Annotated in this window: 12 protein-coding genes; 4 read left to right on the forward strand and 8 right to left on the reverse strand. The window is 53.7% G+C overall.

The features are described from left to right. Positions 1-186: 186 nt before the first annotated feature. From hisG to DYY88_RS22075, 3 genes are read right to left on the reverse strand one after another with little or no spacing between them, the layout of a single operon-like run. Positions 187-1,002 (reverse strand): ATP phosphoribosyltransferase, encoded by an 816-nt coding sequence (gene hisG, locus DYY88_RS22065; protein WP_367889319.1) that lies wholly within the window; start codon positions 1,000-1,002, stop codon positions 187-189. Next, the gene (locus DYY88_RS22070; RefSeq protein WP_242517659.1) at positions 942-1,673 is read right to left on the reverse strand and encodes a DUF4336 domain-containing protein; all 732 of its coding nucleotides are present in this window, start codon (positions 1,671-1,673) and stop codon (positions 942-944) included. The genes hisG and DYY88_RS22070 overlap by 61 nt, the downstream gene beginning before the upstream one ends. A 19-nt stretch (positions 1,674-1,692) precedes the next feature. Beyond that, positions 1,693-2,247, reverse strand: a complete 555-nt coding sequence (locus DYY88_RS22075) for a TetR/AcrR family transcriptional regulator (protein WP_044151183.1) — start codon at positions 2,245-2,247, stop codon at positions 1,693-1,695. Between the two features lie 372 nt (positions 2,248-2,619). Here DYY88_RS22075 and DYY88_RS22080 point away from each other — a divergent pair, with 372 nt between their 5' ends. Both DYY88_RS22080 and DYY88_RS22085 read left to right on the forward strand, forming a co-directional pair. Continuing rightward, positions 2,620-3,987: an 8-oxoguanine deaminase gene (locus tag DYY88_RS22080; protein WP_039726675.1), complete on the forward strand. Its 1,368-nt coding sequence runs from the start codon at positions 2,620-2,622 to the stop codon at positions 3,985-3,987. Positions 3,988-4,464: 477 nt separating this feature from the next. Continuing rightward, positions 4,465-5,736: a tetratricopeptide repeat protein gene (locus DYY88_RS22085; protein WP_052288383.1), complete on the forward strand. Its 1,272-nt coding sequence runs from the start codon at positions 4,465-4,467 to the stop codon at positions 5,734-5,736. A 178-nt stretch (positions 5,737-5,914) separates the two neighbouring features. Here the strand turns inward: DYY88_RS22085 and DYY88_RS22090 are convergent, their stop codons facing one another. The 4 genes from DYY88_RS22090 to DYY88_RS22105 all read right to left on the reverse strand — a co-directional run bounded on the left by DYY88_RS22090 (position 5,915) and on the right by DYY88_RS22105 (position 10,325). Further along, complete coding sequence (locus DYY88_RS22090) at positions 5,915-6,760, reverse strand: PRC-barrel domain-containing protein (protein WP_039726674.1); 846 nt, start codon at positions 6,758-6,760, stop codon at positions 5,915-5,917. A 175-nt stretch (positions 6,761-6,935) separates the two neighbouring features. After that, positions 6,936-7,910: a TraB/GumN family protein gene (locus DYY88_RS22095; RefSeq protein ID WP_072041376.1), complete on the reverse strand. Its 975-nt coding sequence runs from the start codon at positions 7,908-7,910 to the stop codon at positions 6,936-6,938. Between the two features lie 117 nt (positions 7,911-8,027). Next, the gene (locus tag DYY88_RS22100; RefSeq protein ID WP_039726672.1) at positions 8,028-9,440 is read right to left on the reverse strand and encodes a NupC/NupG family nucleoside CNT transporter; all 1,413 of its coding nucleotides are present in this window, start codon (positions 9,438-9,440) and stop codon (positions 8,028-8,030) included. Between the two features lie 90 nt (positions 9,441-9,530). After that, the gene (locus tag DYY88_RS22105) at positions 9,531-10,325 is read right to left on the reverse strand and encodes an HNH endonuclease (RefSeq protein ID WP_039726671.1); all 795 of its coding nucleotides are present in this window, start codon (positions 10,323-10,325) and stop codon (positions 9,531-9,533) included. 81 nt (positions 10,326-10,406) lie between these two features. On the opposite strand from DYY88_RS22105, the gene DYY88_RS22110 reads away from it, so the two are divergent. Together DYY88_RS22110 and rbsK are read left to right on the forward strand one after the other, a co-directional pair. Continuing rightward, the gene (locus tag DYY88_RS22110; RefSeq protein ID WP_039726670.1) at positions 10,407-10,703 is read left to right on the forward strand and encodes a hypothetical protein; all 297 of its coding nucleotides are present in this window, start codon (positions 10,407-10,409) and stop codon (positions 10,701-10,703) included. 5 nt (positions 10,704-10,708) lie between these two features. Further along, entirely contained in the window at positions 10,709-11,641 is a 933-nt protein-coding gene (rbsK, locus tag DYY88_RS22115) for a ribokinase (protein WP_039726669.1), read from the forward strand. Between the two features lie 180 nt (positions 11,642-11,821). Here the strand turns inward: rbsK and DYY88_RS22120 are convergent, their stop codons facing one another. Then, positions 11,822-12,508: a hypothetical protein gene (locus tag DYY88_RS22120; RefSeq protein ID WP_130199559.1), complete on the reverse strand. Its 687-nt coding sequence runs from the start codon at positions 12,506-12,508 to the stop codon at positions 11,822-11,824. Between the last annotated feature and the right edge of the window lie 110 nt (positions 12,509-12,618).

Consider the following 12,618-nt stretch of genomic DNA (forward strand, 5'->3'; position numbering starts at 1 on the left):
ACCATGGGCGATCGCTAAGGCTGGGCGGCCCTGGAGCGGTTTCATGTGCGCCAAAAGCAATTCTGCTTCGGCGATAGTTCGTCGGGGCTGTCAGGGCTGGGCAGTGCCAAGCCCCGACTACAGAAACCTCAAACCGCCCGATCCGAGTTTTCTCTGCCGACGATGAAACCACCCTGCCGGGCGACCCTAAATCGTCACCAAAGCAGGCGATCGCAATTGCTGAATCAGATCGCTCAAACCATCCGAGTTGACCCGATAGCTGATGGGGTGAGCGATCAGTCGCGCCGTGCTTTCATACAGTACTTCCAGTTCCATCAAATTATTTTCCTGGAGGGTGCGCCCGGTCGAGACCAAATCCACAATGGCTTCAGACATCCCCGTGATCGGGCCGAGCTCTACCGAACCGTACAGCGGCACAATATCCACCGGCAGATCAATACTGTTGAAATAGTCGCGGGCGCATTTCACAAATTTAGACGCGACGCGGCAGTGGGCCGGCAGATCCAGCGCTGACCGATAGGGACTGCTCGCTTTCACCGCGACCGACATGCGGCAGTGCCCAAACCCTAAATCAGCCAGTTGCGCCACGTCAGCCTGCTTTTCGCGCAGCACGTCATAGCCGACAATGCCGAGCTGAGCTTGTCCGTACTCTACGTACACGGGCACATCCTGCGCACGCACGAGCAGCCCTTGCGCCTTGCCGTTGGGGGTCGTGATTTGCAACTGGCGATTGGACTTGTCGAGAAAGGCACTAAAGTCCAGACCGATCGCTTGAAACCGGGCAATACTTTCTTGGAGCAGGGCACCTTTGGGCAGGGCGATCGTTAACATGATGTTGCGTGTGAATGTCGGCCCTGATCTTATCAGTGAATGATTATGAATGCGGTCTTGGCGCGTGAGTCGTGTCGCGATCGCCCTCACCTGTTCGCCATGCCGCCGGGTCAAGCGGGGCGCGATGTGGCGAGAGAAGTCTCCACCGCCAGCGATCGCCCCAAAAACCATTCAAACCCGGCTCTCAGCTGCGCTTTGGCATCATGCTCCACAATCGAGCCATGGCCGGGAATCACGCGATCGAACTCCCAGTGCAAAACCTGGCGCATCGACCGGGCCACCGCCTCTTTATCAAAGCTGCCCCATTTTTCGAGTCGGGTGGGACGCAGCGTTTGATAACTGCCTAACACCTGGGCGGCGAGCCGCGACGTAAACGGAAACGTTTCATCAAAGTTAAAGGCCAGATCCGTGAGGATGAGCGTCTGACTCAGCTGATGCCAAAACACCGTTTCATTCGCCAGTTGGATCCCTTGCAACATGATGCTGCCCAAGCCTGAGAAGGGGAGGTAGTGAAGAGCCCCCGCAAAATTGCCGGGCTCGTCTAACACGCCGTCGAACCGGAGATCGGGACGTTTTTGGGCCAGCCCTTCGACGCCCCACGCCTGAGCGTGCGGATACAAAGCCTGAGCTGCCCCGAAATAAAGATGATGAAACCGATTGGGCGCAATCAGGTGCTTGACGGTGCCCAGCGCATCTAATCGGGCGCGATCGCCACTCTTCAGCGGCAATGGTGAAATCAACACCAGCTCGCGGTTGGGCAAGCGCACCACAGTCATCCGACAGCCCACTTCTAACCCTAAAAAGCGCTGTGATTGGGTTGCCGTCCACAAATCGGGGACCACTTCTGTCAAAAAAAGCATCCTATCGGCTCCTATAGAGTTGGCAAAAGGCGTCAATCTGACGAGCGATGTCCGTTTCGCTCCGTCCGTAAAGGCACTGCAAAAGCAAGCCATCCAAATAAATCAGCAGGCCATCCACTTGCTCGGGAGGCCACTGCAAATACGCCCCTAACTGCTGCTGCGTCTGCTGCCAAAACTGCTGTAACACTGTGTTGCTGTCCTTACCGGCGTACTGGCAGTGTTGGTAATAGTCAATCCAAATCAACAGCTGCTGCTGAAATGCCTGGTAGTTAGCGAGAAAAAACGCCATCACACATCGCAATTTCTCCTCTGGGGTGGCGTCGATAGGGGCCTGGGCAAAGAACTTAGGGACATCCTGATTGCAGTACTCTTCCACCAACTGAACAAAGATGCTCTCCTTGTTGGGAAAGTAGTGATACAGCGTGCCGGTGGAAACCCCCAGACTGCCCGCAATTTGGCGCATGGTGACGGCCCCAAAGCCCTGCTCAGCAAATAGAGAAAGGCATTGAGCCAACAGCTCTCGCCGATAGCGATCGTGGTCAACAATTTTAGGCATGCCTTTTTATACCATGCGTTCGATATAAAAAAGTGTTTGCTCTGAAAATACCCCCATCCGATCGCTCCAGGCCCCCAGTCCCTGGAATGACTCGGTACCCTGAGATCACAGTCAAGGGACCGGGAGCCTCTACCTGATAAAGGACATCACACTTTTTCATCGTTTGGAGCGTAGCGGAAGCTTTATGGCCTATGGCTCTGTCATTGCACCTGACTCAGTAATCGGCCAAGCGCTTATCCAGTCCCCCGCTCAGTGCTTGCTCCTGATAAGTAAACAGAGGTTTCGCTGGATGCAATACACCACTAGCAATTGGCGCACCTGAGAATATGATGGGGCGATCGCACCTACCAAACCAGTTAAGGAGAACCGCGCGTGGGCACTTTGTTAGTCAAAAACATCCATACCCTGGCGACCTTTGATGATGCACAGCGAGAAATTCGACAGGGAGCGCTGTTCGTTCGTGACCACGTGATTGAACAAGTGGGCACCACCGCCGAGTTACCCGACACGGCTGATGAAGTGCTGGATTTGAGCGATCGCTACATTGTGTTGCCGGGACTGGTCAACACCCATCATCATTTTTTTCAGACGTTAACGCGCGTCATTCCCGCCGCTCAAAATCACGAACTCTTTCAGTGGCTCCAAGGTTTATATCCGCTCTGGTCCAATATCACCGCCGATATTCTGCGCACCAGTGCCCAAATGGCCGCCGCCGAACTCATTTTGTCGGGCTGCACCACCGCGAGTGACCACAACTACTTATTCCCCAACGACTGCACCCTCGACGACGAAATTCAGGCGATTCAGGAAATTGGCTTGCGATTTCATGCCAATCGCGGCAGCATGAGCATCGGCGAAAGCAAAGGCGGACTGCCCCCAGACGGCTTGGTCGAAGCGGAAGACTTCATTCTGCAAGACAGTCAGCGGCTGATTGAGCAGTATCACGATAATGAGCGTTACGCCATGCTGCGCATTACCCTGGCCCCGTGCTCCCCCTTCACCGTTTCCCAAGATTTAATGCGGGAATCTGCCGCCATGGCCCGCAGCTACCCAGGCGTGCGATTACACACTCACCTGGCCGAAAATGTCAGCGATGTGAACTATAGCCTAGAGCGGTTTGGCCAGATTCCCGGTGAATATGCCGAATCGGTCGGCTGGCTCGGAGACGATGTCTGGCACGCTCACTGCGTCAAATTAAGCGACAGCTCTCTCGGCCAGTTCGCGGCGACAGGCACCGGAGTCGCCCATTGTCCCTGCAGCAACATGCGCCTGGCCAGTGGCATTGCCCCCATTCGCAAAATGTTGGATTTGCAGATTCCCGTCGGGCTAGGGGTCGATGGTTCGGCCTCTAACGACTCGGGACATTTAATGCAGGAGGCGCGGATGGCCATGTTAGCCGCACGAGTGCGGGATGAAGCCCCCGGTGCTTTGACCGCGAGAGAAGCGCTGGCGATCGCCACCCGGGGCGGGGCGCGCGTGCTGGGCCGCGATGACATCGGTATGCTGGCCCCCAACATGGCCGCTGACTTTATCGCGATTGACCTAGAACAGCCCTCTCTGGCAGGCGCAGCGGTGCATGACCCAGTGGCGGCACTCTTGTTTTGCCATGTGGATCAAGTCGCCTACAGCTTTATTAACGGTCGCCGGGTGGTCGATCAGGGTCGGCTCACCACGGTGGACTTACCGGCCCTCACGCGACGCCATAATCAGGCTGCGGTGCAGTTACTCTCAGCGGGGTAATCATCCCGACCCCCGGGCATGATGATGACCGTCAGGCCCAGGCTTTGGGGCATTTCCCTAGAACGTTCGTTAGCCGAAGGCACTGTTTGCAGATGAGCACAACCCAAGAATTTCCGATTCGCCGGATAATATTTGTGAACGCACCAAGAATCTTGAGCTGTTTTATGAAGATTGTATGAACCCAATCAAGCATGACTCCTGGCTTTAGGCCCCTTTCGCTTAATGTATAGACATCGCAGATATTGAGTATGTACGGTCAATCTCTTGGGAAGTCGTACATTCCAGACTCTACAGGTGGGTCGTCAGGCTGCCTTTGACGACACTCGCAAGCACAACTTTTGTGATTGTTGAGGTTGAGATGCGCTAGTAGTAAGGTACGTAAATACCGAAGCTGGGCCAAAGCTGGAGCCATCTTGCCAAGGTAGCGTTAGTTCAACCAGAAGACTGGGATCGGCCTCTGAGGGTTGAGGTGCAAACATGCAGTGGAAAACGATACTCAATGAGGCGATTGATCGGGCACGTCGGGGCGAGCTGGCCGAGGCAGTGGTTTTGTTCGACCAGGTCTTAAAAATCGAGCCCAGTTACAGTAAGGCGCACTACAACCGAGCTTGTGCTCTGAGCGATTTGGGGCGGGCTCAGGAAGCGCTAAAAAGCTTTACAGATGCTTTGGAGCTCAACCCTGACTACGTCAACGCTTATTTGAACCGGGGCAATCTCTACCGCAAAATTGGCGATTATGCGGCGGCGATGGCTGATTTTGAATCGGCGCTGCAGCTCGATCCCACCTCGGCTAAAGCTTACGGTGGGCGTGGATTGACCGCTTTAATGCAGTCCCGCTACACGGCAGCCATTCGTGACTTTGAGCAAGCCCTGGCCTATTCACCGAAGTTTGCCAAAGTCTATCTTTGGCGGGGTTGTGCCTATTTGCATTTAGAGGACTACTCGCAGGCGATCGCCGATTTCAATCAAGCGTTGACGTACAAACCGTCGCTCGCGGATGCCTTGCACAGCCGTGGTTTAGCCCATATGCACTTGGGCAACCTGTATCAAGCGATCGCCGATATGAATCAGGCGATCGAGCTCAACCCGCAATTTGTCGAGGCCTATGGTAATCGGGGACTGCTGCGCCACAAGCTGGGCGATACCGAGGGCGCGGTCAATGACTACCAAAAAGTCATGCAGCTCACGGCTGAACTATCACAGGCAGCTGCCCCAGTTTTGCAGTCAGGTACCCCGGCAGATCCCCATGGCACGGCTTCGGGCATGACGCAAACTTACGAAAAAACCTCCGCATCAGCCACGCAAATGGCGGAGATTTATCACAGTCGCGGCAAGCTTCGCGCCGAATTAGGCGACCCCAAAGGAGCGATCGCCGACTATACCAAAGCCCTAACCATTGAGCCCCATAAAGCCCGTCCTTACAACGAACGGGGGCTATTGCGGTTGCAAGCAGGCCAATATGAGTCGGCGATTCAAGATTTTGATCAAGCGATTCAACAAGACGCCAATTACGCCGAAGCCTATAACAATCGCGGCAATGCTTACTACGAGTTGGGCAATGCCCAAGCGGCGCTCCAAGACTTTACGCAGGCTCTGAAGCTAGATCCCAATTTGACTGACGCTTACATTAGTCGCGCCCAAGCTCGCGCTGCGGCCGATGATGCCGAAGGGGCGTTACACGATTACCAGCGGGCGCTGCGGTTGCAAGGTCACCAGGGAACTTCGTCCATTACCTCGCAGTCGGCCTAGAGTCAGCTTAGTAAACCGACAGCAGATTGCAATAACGTCGTCTCACTGCGATCCGGCAACGAAGGGATCGGAATTTTCCAACATCCAAGTACCTGGCTGCGGTGCATTACGCTGCGCTCATAACACCCTACAAGCGGGAAATTCTTTTCCAGCGATCTCCGCAATTCAATTCCCATCCCTAAGGTTGATGGGAAGAGTCATTCTCTTCGGGCCAAATTTCCTCGGAATCCACATCGATGGTATCGCCGGGCACCTGGGGCGGACTGGGTCGACGCCCTTGGTCAAAGTTAGAAGCCGCATCCGCAAAGCGATCATTGACCTGCGATCGCCAACCTTTGCTGCGTTTTTTGACCTGGCCAAAGACTTGGCCAAACTGACTACGGGCCTGTTCGGTCAGTTTTTGCGCTTGGTTTTGTACCTGCTCAGCAACTTCCCGAGTGCTATCGATCGCCCCCTGCATATCCTGTCGGGTCCGGTTCAGATCTTGCTGCCACGCTTGCTGCACCCGATCTTGGACACCTGGAACAAATTGCTCGGCCTGCTGGAGAGCGGCTTGTTGCACCATCATGCGCTTTTTGCCCACACTCACCACAGCCGTTGGGGCAAACGTGTACACCCCATCGGTCAAGCCCTGCCAACCAGGGGCGGTGAACAGGTATTGAGTAATCTCACCGGTCGCGAGGTCGATGCAATAATCGACTAGTTGTCCCACCTCGCTGCCAGCGTCCGACCAGATGGCTTGGTGATCGAGGGCGATCGCCGCATCCAACCGTTCCGAAATGGTGGCCCCACTGCGACGCACCAAGATACAGTCTTGGCCCACAGAGTCGACCTGCACCCACATGATCGGCACCGGATCAAAACTCAGCAGTCCTTTTTTACAGACAAATCCTTCCACCTGGTGATGCTGCACATCGACCAAAAACTGCGACAGTTTGCCGAGTTCTTCCGTCGTTTCCAGGTCTATCACCAGTTGTTGGTGCAGTTGACTCTGCCGCACTTGTGTTGGTTCACCATCCGCCATGACAAACGCCTCAAACCTTACCGTTATCCTAGTTTAGATATTGCCGATTCACAGACTGACCACGATCGCTGAGAGCCACCCCAGTCCCCTCCCATGTTGCCAAGCTTGCCGGAGTACAGACTGGAAGGACGCACTCAACCGCCGCCTCAATACACCCACCTGATTCAGATTGGCATTACAGTTGCTCGGCCTCATAGCCGGCTGCCGCCAAGAGATCGAGCACATTATCCGGACCCACGAGGTGGAGTGCTCCAACAACAATCAGGTAATCTTCGTCAGATTCGAGCCAGGGCAAGATTTGATTGACCCAGTCACGGTTGCGATCGCTGAGAAAAATCGCCTGCATTTCGGGATAATCGGCAAAGCTCGTCAGCAAAATTTCGGCCATGTGATCGCGATCTCCCGTTTCCCATGCACCCACGATTTCGTTAAAGGAGTCCTCAAACAGGTCGAGTTCTGCCAGGGTTTGCTCCGTAAACAGGCGTTGTTCGGCGATCGATAGCTGCTCAAATAAGTCAAACTGCTGCTCGGCAGTTTCTAAAAACAAGATGGGCTTGCCATTCGCTTGTGCCTGTTGGTAAAAGTGCTGATCGACTCCATATTCGGGCGTAAAACCGAGGGAAATGAGTTCAAAAGCCGTCAGAGAAACCGCCAAAAACCAGGGCTCAAACGGTTCGAACATCTGAATCGACAGCCCGAGTTCGTTCACTCGTTGTGCCGCTAACCCATAGGTTTCAACATCGAGCACGTCTGTCAAAGATTCACCCGGCTCAGGCAGGGCCGCTTCCCACAGCAACGCGGCCACTTCGGCTTCGGTGCCGGGGCCAACGTCGGCTTCTAGCACGAGCTTTTCGGCATCGCTAAATGCCGCCTGCATGACCTCGGGCAACGGATAGCTGTCAGCGTCTAGAAAATGAATAGAACCGAGCAAATACACCGTGTTAGTGGGCGTCTCAATTTGCCAGAGAAACTGCTCGTCGGTCTCTGCGGTCGGCTCTAGTGCTGTCATCGGCTCCAGAGTTGCGATCGCGGGGTCGGCAGCAATGACAACCACCGGATTTGGCCGTGGGGCGATCGCGAGGCCCGAGAGCAGTCCCAAGCCCAGCAACCACGGTAACGACTGATGATAACGGTGCCAGACTTTTGTCAACGCTTGCTTGATCACAAACCGAAGCCCCCAATCGTCAGATAGACACCGATGAGATGACGCGATCGCCGCGATAAAAGTGCCGCCTGTCAGGCATCATCCATACAGACATTGGCGAGTCTAGCGACCCAACACCGCCGTACCGTCATAAAACCACACGCCCGCAATGCATCCGGTCATCAAAGTCGCCAAGGTGCCCGCCCAAAGGGCTTTCCACCCGAGAGAAGAAATATCGTGACTGCGGGAGGGCACGAGTCCGGCGAGGCCGCCGACAAAAATGCCGACAGAGGGCACATGGGCAAAGCCGCAGAGCACGTAGCTGACAATGACTAAGGCGCGATCGCTCAAGACACCTTCAGCCGATAAATCAGCCAAGGCGATATAGGGCGGAATCGCCGTTTTCAAAAGTCTTTGCCCGATCAGCACCGAACACGTCCACAGTTCGTTCCAGTCCGTCGAGACGCCCGTCAAAAAGGTGAGTGGCAAGAACAGGACACCCGTAATGTTGTCGAGAGTAATGACGCTAAAAATTTGACCAATGGGGCGCAACAGCGCAATGTTGCTGGTTTGCAGTCCAGCGAGAGACGCAAATATCAGGTTGAGTAAGGCCACTAAACCCAGGATGGCAATCAACGATGCCGCAATCCCGACCGCCATTTTGACGCCGTCCAAAGCACCCAAAATCAGGGCATCCATCGGACTTTTTTGGTCGTCTTCGTCCTGCGTTAAATCGGGGACTTTGCCGAGGGTTTCTGGTTCGTCTGTTTCTGGCACCAGGATTTTTGCCATGACGAACGCGGCAGGAATGGTGAGCACCGAGGCCGACATGAGGTGACCGGCGATCGCCGGAAAGGTGCCTCGCAAATATCCGGCATACAGCCCCAGCACCGTAGAGGCGATCGAGCCAAAGCAGGAGGCCAAAATGGCGCACAACTCACTGCGAGTCATGCGTTCTAGAAAGGGTTTGATGGCGATCGCTGACTCAATGCCGACAAAAATGTTGGCCGCCCCCGCCAGAGATTCGGCTCCACTGATATTCATCACCGAGCGGAAAAACTTGGCAAAGACCCGCACCACCGGCTGAATAATCCCCAAGTTGTAAAGCAGATTAAAAATCGCAGCGAAGAAAATGACCTGGGGTAACGCCCGAAACGCCAGAATGTACCCCATGCTGAGATTGTCGGTGCCCAAGCGATCGCCTGGCACCGGGGTAAACGGCGGCGTTAATGCCCGAGCCAACCAGCGACCCGCCCCCTGCGGCCCCACCTGAGCCCCTAAATCGGGCACCAAAATGGGACCAAACAAAAATTTTGACCCTTCTTCTGAAGCATCGATCAGCGCATTCAGCAAACCACTGAGCCACACCACAATTTCACGGGTAATGGGCGCTCGAAAAATGAACAGACCTAATACCAATTGGAGGCCAATGCCCCACGCCATCAACTTCCAGGGAATTCGACGGCGGTCTTCTGACCCTAGCCAAGCCACAAAGCACAGACCCGCAAGCCCCACCAGCGACAGTAAGTTCAGCATCGGCGCATCCTTTTCCGATTAACGCCACGATTCTACAGGGGTTCCGACGATCCGCAACGTTGTTTTACGACTTTGTGAAGCATAGGCCAGCTATTCATCATAAAGACCCTGTAATCGATGAACATTTATCTCAATTAAGTCTCGAACTCTTTGAGACATAAACTCATTTTCAGAGTATTTATCTCGAACTGACTTTAGAAGATCATTATTTGTAGCTGTGGAAAGTTCATCAATAGCGTTGCATGAGTTTTCATAAAAAGGAAAACATTGATCAAGATGTTCGAGAACATCCGCCTCAGCTTGACAATACTGAAGCTGACGCAATTGCTCCTGATCTGTCGAGATTGGAGAATTCATTAATCCCCTTTGTTCAAAGGTTCCTTCAATTTTGATCAGTTTCTTCCACGCTTTCAGCATCTTCATTGCAGCTTTTGCGTAGTAGCTTTCAGTACGTGCATATGTCTTTCCGAAACTTTGCATACGCAGACGGTAAAGCGCAATCATAAAGCGATAGGCTGCTCGATTAAAATACCAATCAGATAAGGACACATTGGCAAAACGTCTCAAATGCTCTGCTATCTCAATCGAAACAGTCTCATAAAAGTAGAAAAATTCTCGTGTTGGCTTACCAGCAAAGAATAAGTGTTTGTTATCATGGCTATTAGCACGTTTCTTTGAATTGTAAAAATAACTTGCACAAATACCGTTGTCGATAGAATTCCCTCCACCTTTAGCTGCTGGTTTAATATGATCAACCCAATCGCTATCGAATGTTGGACTGAGACCATAGTCTAAAATCCACAGGCTTTTACCGGAGAAAGCACAAAGTGCCCGATCTCGAACGTAAATCTGTGCTTTTTGTCTATCAGTAAACTCTTGTCGCATAAATACTCAGTATCCATTTACAACTTTGTGCGGGATTACGATCACCAGACCATAATGGGGAAAATGGTTCCTTCCCAGCATATGAATCCCTTTTCTCCCGTGCCGCCAACCTGGTCTGAGTCTGCCGTGCATGCCTACCAGTTTGGCTGTCCCCGCTGCGGGGCTAACGTTTCTGAGTCGGCCGCAGTGTGGATTAATCGCCGCTCGCCCGTTTATACCGATGGGCATCGCCGAAAGTGGCAAGAGTTTTATCAATGTGGCGAATGCCAATCAGCCTGGTGGGCCTGGAGCAGCGATCGCCCCCCCACCGAATGGAGCGGGCAGCACGACGAAACCGATGAGCCCGCCGACATCACTGACGATCCGTTTGACTTTTAACCGCCATGACGATTCTGGTGTGCGGCAGTTTGAATATGGATTTGGTGGTGCGATCGCCTCGCCTACCCCAACCCGGTGAAACCTTGACCGGCCACAGTTTCGCGACCATTCCCGGCGGCAAGGGAGCGAACCAAGCGGTCGCCGCCGCCCGTCAAAGCATCAGTACAGCGATGGTAGGGCGCGTCGGGGCCGACGATTTTGGCCATCAGTTACGCCATGCGCTAGCGGTTGATGGCATCAATATTGACGCCGTCCAAGTGGATGCCGAAACCTACACCGGCATCGCCACCATCACCGTGGCCGAGTCAGGCGAAAACCAAATCGTCATTGTGCCGGGAGCCAATGGTCGGGTCAATGCAGCAGATCTCACCCACTTGAAGAGCCGGTTCGCCACGGCTCAGCTACTGCTGTTGCAATGCGAAATTCCAGCGGCGATCGTGGCACAAGCGGCCCAACTGGCCCATGCCGCTGGCGTTACCGTGATACTCGATCCGGCCCCGGTGCCAGCCATGGACTTGCGCCCAATCTATCCATTCATCGACATTCTGACGCCTAATCAAGTCGAAGCCGCGCAACTCACAGGAAGGTCGGTCAACAATTTGCTTGAAGCCGAGAAGGCGATCGCTCACCTCCAACAGCAAGGAGCCACCACCGTTCTCATCAAACTGGGCGAGCAAGGCGTCCTCTGCGGGACTCCTCAGGAAACCTTTCATATACCCGCCTTTCCTGTCTCGGTAGTGGATACCGTGGCCGCTGGCGATGCCTTTAACGGTGGCCTCGCGGTGGCGATCGCTGAGGGGAGATCGCTCCAACAGGCAGTCATTTGGGCTTCAGCAACCGCCGCATTGTCGGTGAGCCAAGCCGGGGCACAACCATCAATGCCCACGCGATCGCAAGTCGGTGACTTCTTAACACAGGCAGATGCCGCCATTGACTAACGTTCATGGCGTAATCGCAGCTGACCGTATTGTGTATTGGGTAGAACTCAGCACAGATTGTTGCTAGAGCTGTCTCAATTGCAGCAAACAAAAAGACGCTTCGCCAAACGCAAAGCGTCTCATAAAGTCAGAAAAAATCGTCTTCTAACGTTTGAGCAAATGAGCAAACTGGTACCGACTTTAGATTGGCCGCTCACAGTCTTCCGGCGGATATTCCTCCACAATCTTCGTGCTCAAATTCCCAGAAAAGAACGGCACCCACGCTTGATTGCCATCAAAAATATCCACTAAAACAAAGGCATTGCGACCGTGGTCTACTACAACTTTTTGCGGAGGATAGCTGGCATACGCAATATCCCCCGGAACATAGTTGGCATTTAGCGCCGTATCAAAATCAGGTCGGCCATAAAGATTAGTCGGCTCTAAAACGAAGTAACAGAGCCGATCATCACCGCTGCCACCCGGAAAACCCGAAGCATTGACGCCAGGACTGGGGCAATCTGCCAGATCAACCAAGACGGGGGCATTCTCCCCTTTTGGAAAACGAGGCACCCAGCCGACCGTGCCATCGAAACCCGCAACTTTTACAAATGAATTGCCATCTTTCGTCCCATCCCAAAACCAGTAAGACTTGATGGGATTAGCAGTCGCATAAGCAACGTCTTCCACGTTATACCGACCAATCACTTCTGAGTGAAAAGACGGATGCGAGTACATCTCGGTCTCAATTTGAATACTGAAACAATAAGGGCTGACATTATGCCCAGAGCTTTGGGCCGTCTGCGAAATCAGAGCTAACGAGCTAGCCCAAAATCCCATTCCCAACAAAGCAACGGATTTGCGCCAGGGCAGTTTTGCGAGATTCATGTAATTTTCTTCTCTCCACAACATCAAAACGTTGAAATGCATATGGCCGACAAACAGCTTGAGATGAGACTCAGAACTCATCCCCTAGCAAATGCCTGTGGCCAGGTAAT

The sequence above is a fragment of the Leptolyngbya iicbica LK genome (genome assembly GCF_004212215.1).
GTDB classification, from domain to species: Bacteria; Cyanobacteriota; Cyanobacteriia; order Phormidesmidales; family Phormidesmidaceae; genus Halomicronema; species Halomicronema iicbica.

Coding starts and splice junctions, on each gene's coding strand:
- DYY88_RS22075 (WP_044151183.1), bottom strand. CDS start 2,247: ATGCCTAAAATTGTTGACCACGATCGCTATCGGCGAGAGCTGTTGGCT.
- rbsK (WP_039726669.1), top strand. CDS start 10,709: ATGACGATTCTGGTGTGCGGCAGTTTGAATATGGATTTGGTGGTGCGA.
- DYY88_RS22090 (WP_039726674.1), bottom strand. CDS start 6,760: ATGGCGGATGGTGAACCAACACAAGTGCGGCAGAGTCAACTGCACCAA.
- hisG (WP_367889319.1), bottom strand. CDS start 1,002: ATGGTTTTTGGGGCGATCGCTGGCGGTGGAGACTTCTCTCGCCACATC.
- DYY88_RS22110 (WP_039726670.1), top strand. CDS start 10,407: ATGAATCCCTTTTCTCCCGTGCCGCCAACCTGGTCTGAGTCTGCCGTG.
- DYY88_RS22105 (WP_039726671.1), bottom strand. CDS start 10,325: ATGCGACAAGAGTTTACTGATAGACAAAAAGCACAGATTTACGTTCGA.
- DYY88_RS22100 (WP_039726672.1), bottom strand. CDS start 9,440: ATGCTGAACTTACTGTCGCTGGTGGGGCTTGCGGGTCTGTGCTTTGTG.
- DYY88_RS22120 (WP_130199559.1), bottom strand. CDS start 12,508: ATGAATCTCGCAAAACTGCCCTGGCGCAAATCCGTTGCTTTGTTGGGA.
- DYY88_RS22085 (WP_052288383.1), top strand. CDS start 4,465: ATGCAGTGGAAAACGATACTCAATGAGGCGATTGATCGGGCACGTCGG.